The sequence below is a fragment of the Acidovorax sp. BL-A-41-H1 genome, from assembly GCF_051942715.1.
The window spans coordinates 112,641-130,824 of the sequence record NZ_JBPVJQ010000008.1 but is presented as its reverse complement, the minus strand read 5'-3'; the positions used below and the strand labels follow the sequence as shown (position 1 = coordinate 130,824).

The window sequence follows — 18,184 nt, the reverse complement described above, 5'->3', positions numbered from 1 at the left end:
TGAGCGGGCCCTTGCCAAAGTCGCGGGCGAGCCTGAACGCGCCCAGCGCCTACAAGGGGTTTTGGTGGGCCTTTGTAGAATAGGCGCGGGTGTCGCAATCATGGGGTTCGGCAGGTTCATGCGCTGGTCGGGCCGCCGCGCGGCTTTTCTGCGACCCATGAACTCCTCTCCGACCCTGATCCAAGTGATCGGCGCCGTCCTGTTCGGACTGGCCATCCTCCACACCTTCTCCACCAAGTTCTTCGAGCATCTGGCGCACACGCAGCCGCGGCATGCGGGCATCTGGCATTTGCTGGGTGAGGTGGAGGTTGTCTTCGGCTTCTGGGCCATGGTGCTCATGCTGTTCATGTTTTCCATCAGCGGAAAACAGGAGGCCACGGCCTACCTGGACTCGCGCAATTTCACGGAGCCCTTGTTCGTGTTTGCGATCATGGTGATCGCTGCCACCCGCCCCATCCTGGAGCTGGCCGGGGCTGTGGTGCGCGCGCTGGCGGCCCTGCTGCCCGTGCAGCGCGGCATGGCCATGTACTTTGTGGTGCTGGCGGTGGTGCCCCTGCTTGGCTCGTTCATCACCGAACCCGCAGCGATGACGCTGGCGGCGCTGATGCTGCGCGATACGCTGTTCTCGCAGCCTCTCTCCAGCCGCCTCAAGTATTCGACACTGGGCGTGCTGTTTGTGAACATCTCGATCGGTGGAACCCTCACGCCTTTTGCGGCGCCGCCGGTGCTCATGGTGGCTGCCAAGTGGAACTGGGACATCTGGTTCATGGTGTCCCACTTTGGCTGGAAGGCGGCAGTGGCCGTGCTGATCAACGCGGGCATCGCGATGCTGATTTTCCGCAACCAAGTCGGGCACATGGGCCGCAAGATGCCTGCCTCCGAGTCCCCGGTGCCATGGACCGTGACGTTGGTGCACCTTTTGTTCCTGGTGCTGGTGGTGGTGTTTGCCCACCATCCCGCCGTGTTCCTGGGCCTGTTCCTATTTTTCATGGGGTTCACCACGGCTTACCAGCGCCACCAAAGTCCGCTGATCCTGCGCGAGGCACTGCTGGTGGCGTTCTTCCTGGCCGGGCTGGTGGTGCTTGGCGGCTTGCAGCAATGGTGGCTGCAGCCCGTGCTCATGAAGATGGACGCCAATGCCGTGTTCTTTGGTGCAGCAGCACTCACCGCCTTCACCGACAACGCAGCGCTGACTTACCTGGGCTCGCTGGTCGAGGGCCTCAGCGACGAGTTCAAGGTGGCCCTGGTGGCGGGCGCCGTGACGGGAGGCGGCCTGACTGTGATTGCCAACGCGCCGAATCCTGCCGGGGCATCGATCCTGAAGGAGAAGTTCTCGCAGGGCGTTATCAACCCGCTGGGCCTGCTGCTGGGCGCGTTGCCACCCACGCTGGTGGCGGTGCTGGCGTTCAGGTTGTTGTGACCGCCATGACCCGTGCGGGGCTCAGTCCCGCGTGGCGCGCCGCTGCACGCAGGCGATGTAGGCCTCGCCATCGGGCGGGCGGCCTGCGCGCTGGCTCTCCCACAGCATCTCGCCCAGGCAGTCCATGGCCGCATGGTGGGCATCGTGCAGCGAATCGAGCCGCGCCGTCAGCAGCTCTACCGCCTGGCGGATGCCGCGCGGCTGGTCGATGCTGCACTGCTCGCTGATCGACAGGTGCATCGACAGGTGCAAAAACGGATTGGTCTGGCCGGGCGTTTCGTCGTAGTTGCGCGCCACGGCGGCATCGGCATCCGACAGGTCGGCGTGGTATTCGGGGTGCTCGGCGATCCACAGGCTGGCCAGCGTCTCGATGGCCTCCATGGGGGCGCCGCTCTGGGTCTTGGCGTGCACACCGCACAGAAAGCGGCGCACATCGGCTTGGGAGGGGCTGAACATGGGGCGTGAGGGTAGCACGCGCCTTTTTGCCTTGGGGGCTGCAGGGTCGCGCCTGTGCGCTACGCCGTGCTGCGGCCGCGTCCTACGCGCCCTGGGCGGGGCGGCTCCTACATTGGCTGGGCGCAAAGACACGGAGCCGGGTCCGCTTTGTCGCAGTCCTTCAAACCCGGCATGGGGAGAAATGCCATGAATGCAATGCGAATCGTTGGTGTGCTGTTGCTGGTGCTGGGCCTGGCCGGTTTTCTGACCGGGGGCTTCAGTTTCACCAAGGAGAGCACCCAGGCCAAGCTGGGCCCGCTGGAGCTGACCGTCAAGGAGAAGGAGTCCGTCAACATCCCGCAGTGGATGAGCCTGGGCGCCATGGTGATCGGCGGCGTGGTGCTGGTGCTGGGCTTTCGCAAGCGCTGAGGCGTTTCGCTGGGCCTGTGTCTTGGGGCGCGGGCCCGTTGTGCCTCAGTCCATTCAGCGCAGCGAGCGGTTGGTGTTGATGCCCCGCGCCTTGCACCCACGCACGGCAAGGGCCACCGGGGTTTCAGCCCCGGCTGCTCGTTGCGCTGAGTGCGCGATACACCCGTCGCCGGATCTCAGCCGCGTGGCGCACCCATCATGCGTGAGATGGTCCGAGCCGCGCTCAGCAGTGCGGGCAACAGCGTCTCCTGCATCATGGCGGCACTCGTGCGGTTGGCCTGACCGCTGATGTTGAGCGCCGCCACCGTCTGCCCTGTACGATTGGTCAGCGGCGCAGCAATCGATATCAAACCCTCTTCCAGTTCCTGGTTCACCAGGCACCAGCCCTGCTGCCGCGCCTGGCGGATGTGGGCCAGCAGTGCATCGACATCGGTGGTGGTGTGTTCAGTAAAACGCTGCATGGGGTGGCCCTGCAGCCGGGCCTGCAGTTCGGCGTCCGGCAACCCGGCCAGCAGCATGCGGCCCATGGACGTCCAGCACGCGGGCAGGCGCGAGCCCACGCCCAGCGTGGTGCGCATGATCTTGTGTGTGGGCACGCGCAGCACATAGACGATGTCCAGGCCGTCGAGCACGGCGGCCGATGACGACTCGCGCACCTCTTCCACCAGGTCCTCCATCACCGGCTCGGCCAGGTTCCAGATGGGCAGCGACGAGAGGTACGCAAACCCCAGGTCCAGGATGCGCGGGCTCAGGCGAAACAGCTTGCCGTCCGTCTCCACATAACCCAGCGTCTGCAGCGTGAGCAGGATGCGGCGCGCACCGGCGCGCGTGAGGCCCGTCTGCGCGGCGACTTCACTCAGGGTTTGCTGCGGCGTGGCCGCGCTGAACGAGCGGATCACCTCCAGCCCGCGCGCGAACGACTGCACATAGCTGTCGCTCGGTTTGGGGTCTTTGGCTTCAGGGGTTTGGGAATTCATACGTATGCCAACTATAATTCTTTAAGCGAACATTTGTTCTATATGCGAACAAATTTCAAAGAGACAACAGAGAAACCAAGAAAGCGTTGCAATGATCAACAAACTGGCGGACTCGGTGGCCCAAGCCCTTGCGGGGGTGAAGGATGGTGCCACGGTGTTGATAGGCGGGTTCGGCACGGCCGGCATTCCGGGCGAGCTGATCGATGGCCTCATCGCCCAAGGGGCGCGTGACCTCACGGTGGTCAACAACAACGCAGGCAACGCCGACCAGGGCCTGGCCGCGCTGCTCAAGGCCGGGCAGGTGCGCAAGATCATCTGCAGTTTTCCGCGCCAGGTCGATAGCTATGTGTTCGACGGCCTGTATCGCAGTGGCAAGCTGGAGCTGGAACTGGTGCCCCAGGGCAACCTGGCCGAGCGCCTGCGCGCTGCGGGCGCGGGCATTGGCGCCTTCTTCTGCCCCACGGCCTATGGCACCGAACTGGCTGCGGGCAAGGAAACGCGCGAGATCAACGGCACGCACTACGTGCTCGAATACCCCATCCACGGCGATGTGGCCCTGATCAAGGCCGAGAAGGGCGACCGCTGGGGCAACCTCACTTACCGCATGTCGGCGCGCAACTTTGGCCCCGTGATGGCCACCGCTGCCAAGACCACGATTGCCACCGTGCACGAGGTGGTGGAGTTGGGCGCGCTGGACCCCGAAGCCATTGTCACGCCCGGCATCTATGTGAGCCATGTCGTGAAGATCGCGCGCACGGCCACGCAGGCGGGTGGATTCAAAAAATCAGCATGAAATTGGCACCTACCGCCTGAGGAGTAAGCGTGAGTAGCTATCAAAAGCGTAGTAAAGACGAACTGGCGAAACGCGTGGCGCAAGACATCCACGACGGTGCCTACGTCAACCTGGGCATCGGCCAGCCGACCCTGGTTGCCAACCACATCCCCGAGGGCCGCGAGGTCATCTTGCAAAGCGAAAACGGCATCCTGGGCATGGGCCCGGCGCCCGCGGCGGGGCTGGAGGACTATGACCTCATCAACGCAGGCAAGCAGCCAGTGACGTTGCTGCCCGGCGGCGCGTACTTCCACCACGCCGACAGCTTCGCGATGATGCGCGGCGGACACCTCGACATCTGCGTGCTGGGCGCCTTCCAGGTCAGCGCCACGGGCGACCTCGCCAACTGGAGCACGGGCGAGCCCGGCGCCATCCCCGCCGTGGGCGGCGCGATGGACCTGGCCATCGGCGCCAAGCAGACCTGGGTGATGATGGACCTGCTGACCAAGCAGGGCGCGAGCAAGATCGTCACGCAATGCACCTACCCGCTCACCGGTGTCGCGTGCGTGAAGCGCATCTACACCGATCTGTGCACACTGGCCTGCACACCCACCGGGCTGCAGCTCATCGACACCGTGCCCGGCCTGTCGCACGCTGAGCTGGAGCAACTGGTGGGCCTGCCCATCCGTGCAGCCGCCTGAATTCAACCCCTAGAAACGAGGAGACAAAACCATGAGCCCACAACGCCAAGCCTTCATCTGCGACGCCATCCGCACCCCCTTTGGCCGCTACGGCGGCGCGCTCTCCAGCGTGCGCACCGACGACCTGGGCGCCATCCCCATCAAGGCGCTGATGGACCGCAACCCCGGCGTGGACTGGGCGGCGCTGACCGACGTGCTGTATGGCTGCGCCAACCAGGCCGGTGAAGACAACCGCAACGTGGCCCACATGAGCAGCCTGCTGGCGGGTCTGCCCATCGACGTGCCCGGCGCCACCATCAACCGCTTGTGCGGATCGGGGCTCGACGCCGTGGGCACCGCAGCGCGCGCCATCAAGGCGGGCGAGGCCGGCCTGATGATCGCGGGCGGTGTGGAGAGCATGAGCCGCGCCCCCTTTGTCATGCCCAAGGCAGAGTCGGCCTTCAGCCGCAATAACGCGGTGTATGACACGACGATCGGCTGGCGCTTCATCAACAAGCTGATGAAGGAAAAGTACGGTGTGGACTCCATGCCCGAAACCGCCGAGAACGTGGCCACCGACTTCAAGATTGAGCGCGAAGCCCAGGACCAGATGGCCCTGCGCAGCCAGCTCAACGCCGTGGCCGCCGTCAAGGCTGGCCATCTGGCGCGCGAGATCGTGCCGGTGCTCATCCCGCAAAAGAAGGGCGACGCGATCATCGTGAGCCAGGACGAACACCCCCGCGAGACCAGCCTGGAAGCGCTGGCCAAGCTCAAGGGCGTGGTGCGGCCGGATGGCACGGTGACGGCGGGCAACGCATCGGGCGTGAACGACGGCGCCTGCGCGCTGCTTCTGGCCGATGAAGCCAACGCTGCCAAATATGGCCTCAAGCCCCGCGCCCGCGTGGTGGGCATGGCCGTGGCCGGTGTGGCGCCGCGCATCATGGGTTTTGGCCCCACGCCTGCCACCCTGAAGGTGCTGGCGCAGACGGGCCTGACCATCGACCACATGGACGTGATCGAGCTCAACGAAGCCTTTGCCGCGCAAGGCCTGGCCGTGCTGCGCGCTCTGGGCCTCAAGGACGACGACGCCCGCGTGAACGCCTGGGGCGGCGCCATTGCACTGGGCCACCCGCTGGGCGCCAGCGGTGCGCGCCTGGTCACCACCGCCGTCAACCGCCTGCACGAACATGCGGGCCAGTACGCGCTGTGCACCATGTGCATCGGCGTGGGCCAGGGCATTGCCGTGATCCTGGAGCGCGTGTGACCGTGATTGAGCGCAACCCCACACCGGTCACTGTCATCACGGGTGCCAGCAACGGCATCGGCCGCGCGATTGCCGAAGCCGTGCTGGCCCAGGGCCACGCCGTGGTCAACCTGGACTACGTGCTGCCCAGCTGGAGCCACCCGCAACTCACCTCGTACCAGGGCGACCTGACCGACGAGGCATCGACCCGGGAACGTGCGGCCGAGATTGCGGCCAAGCACAACGTGACGGCGCTGGTGAACAACGCGGGCGCCACGCGCCCCGGCACCATCGACACCGCCACCACGGCGCAGCTGGATGACGTGGTTGGCCTGCACCTGCGTGCGCCCATGCTGCTGGTGCAAGCCTTTTTGCCCACGTTGCGCGCCAGCGGGCAGGGCCGCATCGTCAACATGTCGTCGCGCGCCGCGCTGGGCAAGGGCGAGCGCATCGTCTACTCCGCCACCAAGGCCGGAATGATCGGCATGACACGCACGCTGGCCATGGAGCTGGGGCGCGACGGCATCACGGTCAACGCGATTGGCCCCGGTCCGATTGCCACCGAACTCTTCCGCCAGAGCAACCCCGACGGTGCGCCGCAGACGCAGCGCATCCTGAACAGCATTGCCGTGGGCCGCATGGGCACGCCCGACGACGTGGCGCGCGCGGCGCTGTTCTTCCTCTCGCCCGACAACGGTTTCGTGACCGGGCAGGTGTTGTACGTGTGCGGCGGCACCACGCTGGGAGTGGCGCCTGTTTAGCAACCTGAACTGATCTTCCCTGCCGCCCTGCAAGGGGCGCACCCCTGTTCTCGCCCGGAGGCCTCAGCGCCCGGTTGAGGCCACGGCGCGGCCGGATGTCGCGTCCGTGATACCCATTTCATCCACCTTCTTGAAGGAGACAAACCATGACCCGTTCCACCCACACCACCCGCCGCTTCGCGCTGTCGGCCGCCGCTGTCACCGCCCTCGCAGGTATCGGCCTGCTGGGCAGCAGCGCCGCAATGGCCCAGGTCTACCCCAGCAAGCCCGTCACCATCGTCGTGCCCTTTGCCGCAGGCGGCACCACTGACATCCTGGCGCGCATCATCGGCCAGGCGCTGACCACCGAGCTGGGCCAGTCCGTCATCGTGGACAACCGCGCAGGCGCGGGCGGCAACATCGGCGGCGCCATGGCGGCCAAGGCCCCGGCAGATGGCTACACCCTGTTCATGGGCACGGTGGGCACCCACGCCATCAACGCCAGCCTGTACAAGAAGATGCCCTTCGACCCCATCAAGGACTTTGCGCCGCTCACGCGCGTGGCCAATGTGCCCAACCTGCTGGTGGCCAACCCAGCCCAGCCCTACAAGTCGGTGAAGGAATTGATCGCCTACGCCAAGGCCAACCCCGGCAAGGTCAACTTTGGCTCGTCGGGCAACGGCAGCTCCATCCACCTGTCGGGCGAGCTGTTCAAGAGCCTGGCCAAGGTGGACATGGTGCACGTGCCCTACAAGGGCAGCGCACCGGCCGTGACCGACCTGCTGGGCAACCAGATCGGCATCATGTTCGACAACATGCCTTCGGCCATCCAGCATGTGCGCAGCGGCAAGCTGGTGCCGATTGCGGTGACCACCGCCAAGCGCTCGCCCGAGCTGCCCAACGTGCCGACCATTGCCGAAGCCGGTGTGCCCGGCTATGAAGCCACCTCGTGGTTTGGCATGTTTGCGCCCGCAGGCACGCCTGCGCCGGTGCTGGCCAAGCTCAACAGCGCACTGGTCAAGGTGCTGAACCAGGCCGAGGTGAAGAAAAAGATCAACGAGCAGGGCGCCGAGACGACCAGCGAAACGCCCGAGCAGTTTGCAGCCTTCATCCAGGCCGAGTCCGTCAAATGGGGCAAGGTCGTCAAGGAGTCGGGCGCAAGTTTGGACTGACCCCCTGAGTCGCTGCGCGCCTTCCCCCTGAAGGGGGGCGCCCCAGCACGGCGGGGCGGCCCTTGCGCGGGGGCCCTGGCTTTGGCCGCGCCAGTTACAACGTGGCGCTATCAGCGTGGCTGATCAGCGCCGCCCCAAGGTCCACCAGGTCAGCAGCCCCAGCGCCAGCCCCCAGCAGGCCGAGCCCAGCCCCAGCAGGCTCACATTGGAGGCAGTTACCACAAAGGTGACCAGCGCGGCCTCGCGTTCGCTGGGTTCTGCCAAGGCGCCGATCAAGCCGTTCTGGATGGCGCCCAGCAGCGCCAGGCCAGCCACGGTGCTCACCAGGGCTGCGGGCAGCAGCGCAAACGCGTAGGTGATGGCGCCCGCAAAGCTGCCCAGTAGCAGATAGAACACCCCGCAGGCCACGCCCGCCAACCAGCGCTTTTCGGGCAGCGGGTGAGCTTCTTCACCGGTGCAGATGGCAGCGGTGATGGCCGCCAGGTTGATGCCGTGGGCCCCGAACGGTGCCAGCAGCAGGCTGGCCAGCCCCGTGCCTGCGATGAGCTGGTTGTTGTGGGCGGTGTAGCCCGAAGAGCGCAGCACGGCCACGCCAGGCACCTGCTGGCCGGTGAGGCACAGCAGCGCCAGCGGCACGGCGGTGCTCAGTAGGGCAGTCCACGAAAACTCCGGCGTGGTCCACACCGGCAACGCCAGCCCCCAGGCCGAGGTGGAGGTGCTGGTGGCCGTGGTGGCGGGCGGTACCGCTGCCTGTCCCCAGCCCAGCCCCTGCCACAGCGCCACACCCAGCAGCAAGGTGAGGGCAATGGCATAACGCGCCGAGCGTTGTTTGAACAGCAGGTAGCCCGCAAACATGGCCCCCACCAGCCAGGGCGCGCCTTCCACCGTGCTGCGCGCCGCCCCAAACGCGTCCACGCCAAACCGCAGCAGAATGCCCGCCAGCATGGCGGCGCACAGGCTGCGGGGGATGTGCGCCATCAGCCGGTCAAAAACCCCCGTCCACCCAACCAGCAGCAAGGCCGCTGCCGCCAGCAGGTAGGCACCCACCACCTGGCTGTAGGGCAGGGCCACCAGGGCGGTGGCCAGCAGCGCCGCGCCGGGCGTGTTCCAGGCGCAGACCACGGGCACGCGCTGGCGCCAGCTCATCCACACACCACACACTCCGGCGCCCATGGAGATGGCCCAGACCCAGGATGTGACCTGTGCCGCTGACAGGTGCCCGGCCTGTGCGGCCTGCAGCACCAGCAGCAAGGGGCCCGCGTACGAGATCAGCACAGCCACCAGGCCCGCCACCACGGCGGGAAACAGGTCGTGGGCCGTGGCTGTCCAGCGGGTGCGAGTCGTTTCATCCTGCCGCGCCGGGGGCGCGATGGCGGGCGCGATGGCGGGCGCGATGGCGGGCGCGGTGCTGGCAGCGCGCAGGGCAGCGGGCGCGGTGGCCGACGCTGTGCGGATGGGGTAGGGCTGGGGCGTTGTCATGGCGCCATGGTGCCCGCAGGCCACCCGCTGTGTGGGCACAGTCTGCCCGGGGTTTATGCTGTACAGATGGCTCCATCGACATCTGTACTGCAGCACAGTTACCTGCAGCTTGCGCAGCAAGTGCGCCGCGACATCACCTTGAAACGCTATGCGCCGGGCGAGCGCCTGCCTTCGGTGCGCGCGCTGGCCGCCGCGCAGGGCGTGAGTGTGGCCACCGTGGTGCGCTGCTACCGCCACCTGGAGGCACTGGGCGTGGTGCAGGCGCGGCACAAGTCCGGCATGTATGTCGCAGAGCCCACCCCGGCCCGCGCGGCGCCAGGCGCGACGGACGGCGCGGGCCCGCCGAGCTTGCCAGTCCTGCAGACCCGCGCGCGGCCTGCGGTGCCGCCGCCCGTGGAGTTCGACCGACTGGTGTCGCTGGAGCACCGCATGACCCAGCTGTATGCGCTGACCACCCAGCAGCCCCTGCAGTGGGGGCTGCATCTGGCCAACGCGGCACCCGCGTGGTACCCCACCGAGGCCCTGGCCCGCATCGCCCAGCGCCTGCTGCGCAGCCAGCCGGAGATGCTGGGCACCTACCCCACCGGCAGCGGCCTGCCCGCGCTGCGCACCGAGCTGGCGGCCTGGATGGCGACCTACGGGCTGGACCTGCAGCCTGACGAACTGCTGGTGACCAACGGCAGCACCGAGGCCCTGAACGTGGCGCTGCGCGCCGTCACCCGGCCGGGCGACGCCGTGGTGGTGGAGTCGCCCGTGTACTTTGGCCTGCTGCAGATGCTGGGCAACCTGGGCCTGCGCGCCATCGAGCTGCCCTGCACGCCGGGCGAGGGCATGAGCCTGGAGGCACTGGAATACGCGCTGGAGCACCAGAGCGGCGTGCGTGCCGTGGTTGCAATGCCCAACTTTCAGAACCCGCTCGGCCATGTGATGCCTGACCGCAACAAGCGCCGTTTGCTGCGCCTGGTAGAGCAGCACGACCTGGCGCTGATCGAAGACGATGTGTTTGGCGACCTCTCGCACACGCCGCACCGCCCTCAGCCCGTGAAAGCCTGGGACCGCCATGGTCGCGTGATCTATTGCGGCAGCAGCAGCAAAAGCTTGGCGCCCGCGTTTCGCCTGGGCTGGACATCGGGCGGGCGCTGGCATGCGCGCATGGAGTCGCTCAAGCTCAGCACCTCGCTCGCGGCGCCGTGGCTGGAGCAGGCGGTGATGGCCGAGTTCATGCGCTCTGGCGGCTTGCAGCCCCACCTGCGCCGCTTGCGCGAGCGGCTGGCACAGACCACGCCGCGTGCGGCCGAGGCCGTGCGCAAGCACTTTCCGGCGGGCACGCGGGTGCACAGCCCCGCCGGGGGCTGGTGGCTCTGGCTGCAGCTGCCCGAGCCCGTGGATTCACTGGCCTTGCTGCAATGCGCGGTGGCGCAGGGCATCGCCTTCACCCCCGGCGCACTGTTTTCCACCAGCGCCAAGTACGCCAGCTACCTGCGCCTGAACATTGCCCGCCCCTGGACGCGCGAACTGGAGCAGGCCGTGCGTCAGCTGGGGCAACTGGCGGCCGGTGTGCGATAGGTCCGGCGGGCGGGTTCTTGGCCCGGTTGCTCGAAGGGGCTCTCTTCCATTTCGGGCCGAAAGCCACATCCCCACAAGAGCCATGGTCAGGCCCTTGCTTTTTGCAAAGGACAGCCCGGCAGGTGAGTGAGCTTTCCCGCAATCAGGAACGCCATGGCGATGAAGTGATCGGTGGTGCCATAACCACGCGCCTTGGCCTTGGCTGCTTGCAGCAGTGAGTTCACCGCCTCCACATAGCCGGTGTGCAGGTGAGGGGCATCAAACGCCTGGAGTATTCCCGCCCAGTGCTGCTGGATGGTCTTGGCCAGATCAGTGAAGGGCCGCAAGCGGCTGCGTTGTGCCCATCGCAGCCACTTTTTGATTGCCAGCTCGCTTTGTGCAGCCTGAGTCTGAGCGAGCGCACTGCGGTAGATGTCCCGCAGCGCCTCCTTCATCCGCCACGCCCTGGCGGTCTGTTGAGCCAGTGCTCGCCCCTGGCCTCTTCCCGCCGCACTGCGTCCGCTGTCCGGTTGGCCATCTGCACCACATGAAAGCCATCGAAGGCAATGGCCGCTTGGGGCAAGTGCTGGCCAGCTCCTGCGATGAAGGCCTTGGACATGTCCATGCACACCACCTGGATGGCCTCGGGTCTGCCTTGGTGGCTTTTGAAGTCTTCGGTAAATCTCTGAACCGTGCTGGCATCCTTGCCGGGGGTGGCGTAGATCAGTCGCGCTCGCTCTAGATCGTGCACCAGGGTGATATAGCTATGGCCTTTGGCGCAACTGGTCTCATCGATACCAATGACCGCCACCTGCGCGTAGCTCTCCTTGGCGCGCGCCAAGCCAACATGGGCATCGATCTGGCGCCACAAGGCGTTGTCCGCGCAGCGCAGGATGCGCGCACATGCGGCCACCGGCATCTCACGGGCCAGCGTCAGAGCCAGCGCCTCGAACATGAGCGTGAAGCGGCTGCTCTCTCGCGCCCAGGGAACACTCAGCTGGCTCGTAGAGCCGCAGGCGCTGCACGACACCCGAGGCAGCGCGCAGTGCACGTAGGCTTCAAACTGAAAGAAATCAAGATGCCGCCAGCTGCGCTGGCGGTGGTCATGCAGTTTCTGGTCAGCTGCGGCGCAAACGGGGCAAGCGGCACTGCCGGATTGCCAGACCACGTACAGGTCGATGCGGCTGCGCTCGACATCCAGTGCAACACGCTCCACAGCCGAGGGCGCGGCCAGCCCCAACGCTTGGCAGAACAACGCTTCTTGCATCGGGAGGGCTCCTGTTCAGGGGGTGTCAATGGATTTATTTGAACTGTAGTGTTCCACCCGAAACGGAAGAGAGCCAAAAAAACAAGCCCTCCCGCCCGATGGATAAGCGCCGATAACTCCACATTTGATAGCGCCCAGCCCATCAAAGCTGAGCGACCGCAGCTACGCTTTGAGAAAGATGTCCGTGTCCGGCGCAAAACACGCATGCAGCGGCAGCAGCGCCCCGCCCAGCGCCCGCGCGTCCGAGCCCATGGTGCCCAGCTCCAGTCGGGGCGGCTGGTGCAGGCCTTCCCAGTTGTAGTCGGCCAGCGCATGGCGGGCGCTCTCGCACAGTGCCTGCAGCAGCTCGGGGGCAGCGGCGCCATCGACCACCACGGCGTCCAGGTCCAGGAACGCCGTGGCCGAGACGATGCAGTGCGCCAGGCCCGCCGCAGCGCGCGCAATCCAGCCCCGGCTGTGTTCCAGCCACGGGGCCTGCAGCACCCGCTTGTCGTAGGCGGCCATGGGGTCGAGGCCGTGTTCGCGAAAGCGCTGCTCCAGCTCCCACAGCGAGGCCTGGCTGATGAGCTGTGCGGGGGCCTGGCCCGGCTGGGCGGGTGACAGCGGCAGCGAGGCCACCGCACCGGCATTGCCATGCAGGCCCCGGTGCAAGTGCGAGTTGATGACCAGCCCGCCGCCCACAAAGGTGTCCATGAAGAGGTACAGAAAACTCGGGATGTCACGCCCACGACCCTGCAGCAGCTCGGCCACGCAGGCGGCGGAGGTGTCCTTGGCAAAGCTCACGGGCAGTTCGGTCATCTGCTGCACCTGCTCGGCCAGGTCGATGTTGTTCCAGGCCTCGGACTGCGCCTCGGTCAGCCCCAGCATGCGGTGCCAGCCGCCGAGCTGGAACGGCGCGGCCACGCCCACGCCCACCACACGCGAGCGCAGCGGGCCCAGGCCGTCGAGCAGCTGGTTCAGGTGCGTGCGGATGGCGGGCAGCAGCACGTCGATGTCAGGGAAGGCGTAGTCGAGCACGATGCGCTCGCGCACATGGCCGGTGAAGTCCACCAGCAGCCAGTCCGCGCTGCGGCGGCCGATCTTGATGCCGATGGCAAACGCGCCGTCGGGGTTCAGGCCGATGGGCACCGAAGGCTGGCCTACACGGCCGCGCACGGGGGCTTCGCGGCGCAGCAGCTGGTCTTCGTCCAACCGAGCGGTGATCAAACCGATGGTCTGCGCCGTGAGGCCTGTGACCCGCGCCATCTCGGCCTTGGCCAGGCTGCCGTGGGTGCGCAGCGCCTGCAGCACCACGCGCTCGTTGAACTGGCGCAGCCCCACGTGGTTGGAGCCGCGCTGGCGCAGCAGCGCGGGGCTGGCGGCAGTGTTGTCAACGGCGGTGGGAGATGCGTCGGTGTCCAGCATGGTGATGAAACGGTCAAGCGTTCAGAGTGTCGCCGATGACGCCCTTGCGCAGCAGGAAATTGCCCCAGGGCTGGCGTTCGCCAGTGACGACGATCGCATAGGCCTTTTTGACGCGCTCGTAGAACGCATACCGCTCCACGCCTTCGGCCTGCGCGCTGGCCACGCCCTCGCGCGCCAGCACGTCCATGGTTTCGCGCTGCAGGGCTGAGCGGTACGGCACCTCGGTGCCACCCACCTGCATGTAGGCCACGGGGTGCGTCACGTCTTGCGCCAATGGCAGCACACTGGCCACCGCTTGCACAGCGCGTGCCATGCCAATGCCCGGCAGGCGCAGCACGGGCTTGCCAGCCCCAAGGCTCATGGCGGTGAAGTTGGCGTCGGCCAAAACAATGGCATCGTCATGGCCCATCTCGGCCAGCACCTTGAGCAGGTCGGGGGTCAGCAGGGGATCGATGTTCTTGAGCATGGGGACAGCACTTTCAGGCGAGGCATTCGGCAGGCAGTTCGGAGGCCGCCATGGCGCCCGTCATCACGGCCACGGTGTCGCTCATGCTGATCTTCTTGGGGTTGACCACGGCCGCGCGCTTGCCCAGCCGGGCGATGTGGATGCGGTCGGCAATCTCGAACACATGGGGCATGTTGTGGCTGATAAGGATGACGGGCAGGCCCTTGTCGCGCACACGGCGGATCAGCTCCAGCACCATGTTGCCCTCCTTCACGCCGAGGGCGGCGGTGGGCTCGTCCATGATGACGACATGGCGCGCAAACGCTGCTGCACGCGCCACGGCCACGCACTGGCGCTGGCCGCCCGAGAGCGTCTCCACCGCCTGCGTCATGGAGCGGATGCCGACCTTCAGCTCGGCCATGCGGGCCACGCTTTCTTCCAGCATCCTCTTCTTGTCGAGCATGCGCAGCGCGCTGCCCAAGAGGCCCGGGCGGCGCAGTTCACGGCCGAGGAACAGGTTCTCGGCAATCGTCATCGCCGGGGCCACGGCCAGGTCCTGGTACACGGTTTCGATGCCCGCGCGGCGCGCGTCGATGGGGCTCTTGAACTGGATGCGCTGGCCGTCGAGCAGGATCTCGCCTTCGTCGGGCACGGTAGCGCCCGACAGCGCCTTGATGAGGCTGGACTTGCCCGCGCCGTTGTCGCCGATCACCGCCAGGATTTCCCCGGCGCGCAGTTCAAAGTCGGCGCCATCCAGCGCCGTGACCTGCCCATAGCGCTTGACCAAGCCCTTGGCCTGCATGACCAGCGGGGCGTTCGCGGTGTGTGTGGAGGTGGTCATGATCAACGCACTCCTTTGCGCGAGAGTTGGTCGGTGGCCACGGCCAGGATCACGAGGATGCCGGTGACCAGGATCTGGTACACCGACGACACACCCATCAGCGTGAGCCCGTTGCGGAACACGCCCACAATCAGCGCCCCCACCAGCGTGCCCAGGATGACGCCGCGCCCACCAAACAGGCTGGTGCCACCCAGCACCACAGCGCTGATGGCGTCGAGGTTTTCGGTCTGGCCCGCGTTCGGGTCGCCTGCCCCAGTGCGCGCCACCGACAGCAGCGACGCAATGCCGTAGAACAGGCCGGCCAGCACATACACGCCCAGCAGCACCTTGTCGGTGGCAATGCCGGTGAGGCGCGTTGCCTCGGGGCTGTTGCCCACGGCGTACACATGGCGGCCCGGTGCGGTCTCGCGCAGCGCAAACCAGGTGATGAGGTACAGCACCAGCATGAGCACCGCGCCCCACACGATGGCAGTCTGCCCCAGCTGGAAGGTGTTGCCCAGTGCGGTCATGCCCGCAGGGATGTCGGTGATGGTCTGCGCGCCCGAGTACAGCTGTGTGGCGGCAAACGCAATGTTGAGCGTGCCCAGCGTGACGATGAAAGGCGGCAGCTTGATCTTGGTGACCAAGAGGCCGTTGATCAGGCCGAACAGCATGGTCACCGCCATACCGCACGCAATCGCCACGGGGGCCGAGAGGCCGTAGTCCGCCGCCATCTTGGTCATCACGATGCCGCCCAGTGCCATGACCATGCCACACGACAGATCAATGCCCGCGGTGAGGATCACCAGCGTCTGGCCGATGGCAATCACCGCCACCACCATGACCTGCTGCAGGATGAGCGCGAAGTTCTGCGCCGACAGGAAACGCTCGCTCTGCGTGGCAAAAAAGGCGCACGCCAGGATCAGCGCGATGAACGGCCCCAGCGTGGCCAGGGGCGGTAGTTTGGAAGCGGTCGAGGACATGGCGGCTCCGTGCGGGTGGATGAGGTGACTCTCAGAGAGAAGGCGTGTTTTCAGAGCTGCTCGCAAAACTCAGCGAAGCGGTTCTGGCTAGGCGCTGCGTCGCAGGCAGCACGGTAGTACGACAAGACGCAGCAACGACGCCAGAAGAGTTTTTCGAACGGCTCTTACTTGGCGCCCCAGCACAGGTCGGTGCCAGTTTTCACATCCTTGCTGTCCACGCCCGCCATGGGCTTGGCAGCGATCAGCGTCACGCCGGTGTCGGTGTAGCCGCTGACCTTCTTGCCGGTCTTGGCGTATTCCACGCCGGCCGCCACGCCCATGGCCGCCATGCGCAGCGGGTACTGCTGGCTGGTGGCGGCGATCACACCCTTGCCCACGTCGGCAATGCCTGCGCAGCCGCCGTCCACCGAGACGATGAGCACGTTCTTCTCCTTGCCTGCGGCCTTGAGCGCGTTGTAGGCACCGGCAGCGGCGGGCTCGTTGATGGTGTAGACGATGTTGATGTCGGGGTTCTTCTGCAGGCAGTTTTCCATGCCGGTCTGGCCCTTGGCGCGGTCACCAAAGCTGTCGGCCATGCAGACCACTTCGGCGGGGCGCGACAGTTCGTTGCTCTTGGCGTCGTTCGCCTGCAGGCCAAAGCCCTTCAAGAAGCCGTTGTGCCGCTGCGCGCCCACGGGGTGGCCGGGGAACAGGTCCAGCGTGGCGATCACGGGCTTCTTGCCTGCAGCGGCGGCCTTGGCGTACTGGCCGATCAGCTCGCCGGCCTTGTAGTTGTCGGTGGCAAACAGCGCGTCCGTCGCGTCCATGGGCTCGGTGGGGCTGTCGAGTGCAATCACCATCACGCCGCGTGCCTGCGCCTTCTTGATGGCGGGCACGATGGCCTTGGCGTCGCTGGGGGTGATGAGGATGGTCTTGGCACCGGCAGCGATCAGGTTCTCCATGGCCGTGACCTGACCCGCGTTGTCGCCGTCGGTCTTGCCTGCGGCCGACACCAGCTTGGCGCCCAGCTTCTTGGCCTCGGCCGTGGCGCCCTCTTTCATCTTCACGAAGAAGGGATTGGTCTCGGTCTTGGTGATGAGGCCGATGACGGGCTCGGACGCCTGTGCCTGGGCCAGGCCACAGGCCAGGGCGCCGGTGAGGGCAAGGGCAGAAAGCGCGAAAGCGGGGGTGCGTTGCATGGCGTTGTCTCCGGGTGTTGGGATGGCAGATTCCTGTCGGCCCCGTGCTGCGCGGCTGGCAGGTGAACCACTCTTGTCGGGTGGATGGGATCGAACTATAGTGGCCGACAAGTTAATAAATCAAGTGGATTTACTTATGGTTTTCCCTATCCAGTCCGCCGGCTCTGCCCCCACCCACACCCCACGGCCGCTGCGCGTGGCCACGGCGGGTGAGGCCCTGTTTGACCTGATCGAAGAGCCGGACGGCCGCCTGAAGCCCTGCGCGGGCGGCGCGGTCTACAACCTCACCCGCGCGCTGGGCCTGCAGGGCGTGGGCACGCTGTACCTCAACCCGCTGTCGGGCGACATGCTGGGGCGGCAACTGGCGCACGACTTGCACGATGCGGGCGTGGCCCTGGCAGCGCCCACGCCGGTGCGTGCGCCCAGCGCGCTAGCGCTGGCCGCGCTGGACGCCGAGGGCAAGGCCAGCTACAGCTTCTACCGCGATGGCGTGGCCGACCGCCAGGTGACGGCAGCGGCACTGACGGCCGCCTGCGCCGCGTTGCCTGAGCTGCAGGTAGTGGCCACCGGCTGCCTGGCGCTGGTGGCACAGGACGCTGCCGTTTACCAGCCCTGGCTGGCAGCGCAGCGCGCAGCAGGCCGCATGGTGGTGGTGGATGCCAACCTGCGCCTATCGGCCGTGGACGATGCGGAGGCCTACCGCGCCAATGTGATGGCCGCCCTGCAGCACGCCCACCTCATCAAGGTGAGCGACGACGACCTGGAAGCGCTGGCGGTTCCGGGCGCCAACGCTTTGGAACGCGCCCACTATTTGCAGCAGCAAACACAGGCCCAATGGCTCGCCCTGACCCTGGGGCCAAACGGCGCCTGGCTGCTGCAGCGTGATGGGCTGGCCGTGCATGCGCGCGAGGAGGCTCCGATCACGGTGGTAGACACGGTGGGGGCGGGCGATTGTTTTCTGGCGGGGTTGATCACGGCCTTGCTGGCCGGGCCCGAGCGGGGGGCGGAAGCGCTGGCCCAACGCGTGGGCGGCTTGACGGCGCCCGTTTCGGAGGCCCGGCTGCGCGCCGTGCTGCACCACGCGCTGGCCAGCGCCAGCCACTGTGTGGAGCGGGCGGGCTGCACGCCGCCGCGGTACGAAGAAGTACACGAGCGGCTGGCGCTGCGGCGTTCAACGACCGCAGCGGGCCGGTAA

At 66.8% G+C, this 18,184-nt stretch carries 17 protein-coding genes and 1 pseudogene; 9 read left to right on the top strand and 9 right to left on the bottom strand.

Annotated elements, in window-relative coordinates; translation table 11 throughout:
* Positions 1-157: 157 nt before the first annotated feature.
* Positions 158-1,420 (top strand): putative Na+/H+ antiporter, encoded by a 1,263-nt coding sequence (locus ACTPOI_RS22815; protein WP_440113160.1) that lies wholly within the window; start codon positions 158-160, stop codon positions 1,418-1,420.
* Between the two features lie 21 nt (positions 1,421-1,441).
* Here the strand turns inward: ACTPOI_RS22815 and ACTPOI_RS22810 are convergent, their stop codons facing one another.
* Positions 1,442-1,876 (bottom strand): DUF1841 family protein, encoded by a 435-nt coding sequence (locus ACTPOI_RS22810; RefSeq protein WP_063458898.1) that lies wholly within the window; start codon positions 1,874-1,876, stop codon positions 1,442-1,444.
* A gap of 186 nt (positions 1,877-2,062) precedes the next feature.
* Between ACTPOI_RS22810 and ACTPOI_RS22805 the strand changes: the two genes are divergently transcribed.
* Positions 2,063-2,284: a hypothetical protein gene (locus ACTPOI_RS22805; RefSeq protein ID WP_199865904.1), complete on the top strand. Its 222-nt coding sequence runs from the start codon at positions 2,063-2,065 to the stop codon at positions 2,282-2,284.
* 176 nt (positions 2,285-2,460) lie between these two features.
* Here ACTPOI_RS22805 and ACTPOI_RS22800 read toward each other — a convergent pair whose 3' ends face one another.
* Positions 2,461-3,261 carry an IclR family transcriptional regulator domain-containing protein gene (locus ACTPOI_RS22800; RefSeq protein ID WP_094291378.1) on the bottom strand — a complete coding sequence of 267 codons (801 nt, stop codon included), beginning with the start codon at positions 3,259-3,261 and terminating at the stop codon, positions 2,461-2,463.
* Between the two features lie 91 nt (positions 3,262-3,352).
* On the opposite strand from ACTPOI_RS22800, the gene ACTPOI_RS22795 reads away from it, so the two are divergent.
* The 5 genes from ACTPOI_RS22795 (at position 3,353) to ACTPOI_RS22775 (ending at position 7,868) form a co-directional block, all read left to right on the top strand.
* A complete protein-coding gene (locus tag ACTPOI_RS22795; RefSeq protein WP_440113155.1) occupies positions 3,353-4,054 on the top strand; it encodes a 3-oxoacid CoA-transferase subunit A in 702 nt (233 codons plus the stop codon).
* A 29-nt stretch (positions 4,055-4,083) separates the two neighbouring features.
* Complete coding sequence (locus tag ACTPOI_RS22790) at positions 4,084-4,734, top strand: 3-oxoacid CoA-transferase subunit B (protein ID WP_422847655.1); 651 nt, start codon at positions 4,084-4,086, stop codon at positions 4,732-4,734.
* Positions 4,735-4,765: 31 nt separating this feature from the next.
* Positions 4,766-5,977 carry a 3-oxoadipyl-CoA thiolase gene (gene pcaF / locus ACTPOI_RS22785; protein ID WP_440113152.1) on the top strand — a complete coding sequence of 404 codons (1,212 nt, stop codon included), beginning with the start codon at positions 4,766-4,768 and terminating at the stop codon, positions 5,975-5,977.
* Positions 5,974-6,717: an SDR family NAD(P)-dependent oxidoreductase gene (locus ACTPOI_RS22780; protein ID WP_116747855.1), complete on the top strand. Its 744-nt coding sequence runs from the start codon at positions 5,974-5,976 to the stop codon at positions 6,715-6,717. Before pcaF ends, ACTPOI_RS22780 begins: the two co-directional genes overlap by 4 nt.
* Before the next feature lie 146 nt (positions 6,718-6,863).
* On the top strand, positions 6,864-7,868 hold the full coding sequence (locus ACTPOI_RS22775; protein ID WP_440113148.1) for a Bug family tripartite tricarboxylate transporter substrate binding protein: 1,005 nt from the start codon (positions 6,864-6,866) through the stop codon (positions 7,866-7,868).
* Positions 7,869-7,991: 123 nt separating this feature from the next.
* On the opposite strand, the gene ACTPOI_RS22770 is transcribed toward ACTPOI_RS22775, so the two are convergent.
* Positions 7,992-9,347 (bottom strand): benzoate/H(+) symporter BenE family transporter, encoded by a 1,356-nt coding sequence (locus ACTPOI_RS22770; protein ID WP_440113145.1) that lies wholly within the window; start codon positions 9,345-9,347, stop codon positions 7,992-7,994.
* Between the two features lie 66 nt (positions 9,348-9,413).
* Here ACTPOI_RS22770 and ACTPOI_RS22765 point away from each other — a divergent pair, with 66 nt between their 5' ends.
* Positions 9,414-10,913, top strand: a complete 1,500-nt coding sequence (locus ACTPOI_RS22765; protein WP_440113142.1) for a PLP-dependent aminotransferase family protein — start codon at positions 9,414-9,416, stop codon at positions 10,911-10,913.
* Positions 10,914-10,999: 86 nt separating this feature from the next.
* On the opposite strand, the pseudogene ACTPOI_RS22760 reads toward ACTPOI_RS22765, so the two are convergent.
* The 6 genes and pseudogenes from ACTPOI_RS22760 to ACTPOI_RS22735 form a co-directional block, all read right to left on the bottom strand.
* Positions 11,000-12,159: pseudogene (locus ACTPOI_RS22760) on the bottom strand (ISL3 family transposase).
* Positions 12,160-12,321: 162 nt separating this feature from the next.
* Positions 12,322-13,563 carry an ROK family transcriptional regulator gene (locus ACTPOI_RS22755; RefSeq protein WP_440113139.1) on the bottom strand — a complete coding sequence of 414 codons (1,242 nt, stop codon included), beginning with the start codon at positions 13,561-13,563 and terminating at the stop codon, positions 12,322-12,324.
* Between the two features lie 13 nt (positions 13,564-13,576).
* The gene (locus ACTPOI_RS22750) at positions 13,577-14,029 is read right to left on the bottom strand and encodes an RbsD/FucU family protein (RefSeq protein WP_440113137.1); all 453 of its coding nucleotides are present in this window, start codon (positions 14,027-14,029) and stop codon (positions 13,577-13,579) included.
* Positions 14,030-14,042: 13 nt separating this feature from the next.
* Positions 14,043-14,849 carry an ATP-binding cassette domain-containing protein gene (locus ACTPOI_RS22745; protein ID WP_440113135.1) on the bottom strand — a complete coding sequence of 269 codons (807 nt, stop codon included), beginning with the start codon at positions 14,847-14,849 and terminating at the stop codon, positions 14,043-14,045.
* A 2-nt stretch (positions 14,850-14,851) separates the two neighbouring features.
* Positions 14,852-15,811: an ABC transporter permease gene (locus tag ACTPOI_RS22740; RefSeq protein WP_440113132.1), complete on the bottom strand. Its 960-nt coding sequence runs from the start codon at positions 15,809-15,811 to the stop codon at positions 14,852-14,854.
* Between the two features lie 164 nt (positions 15,812-15,975).
* Positions 15,976-16,989 (bottom strand): sugar ABC transporter substrate-binding protein, encoded by a 1,014-nt coding sequence (locus ACTPOI_RS22735; RefSeq protein WP_015015733.1) that lies wholly within the window; start codon positions 16,987-16,989, stop codon positions 15,976-15,978.
* A 136-nt stretch (positions 16,990-17,125) separates the two neighbouring features.
* Here ACTPOI_RS22735 and ACTPOI_RS22730 point away from each other — a divergent pair, with 136 nt between their 5' ends.
* The gene (locus ACTPOI_RS22730; RefSeq protein ID WP_440113128.1) at positions 17,126-18,184 is read left to right on the top strand and encodes a PfkB family carbohydrate kinase; all 1,059 of its coding nucleotides are present in this window, start codon (positions 17,126-17,128) and stop codon (positions 18,182-18,184) included.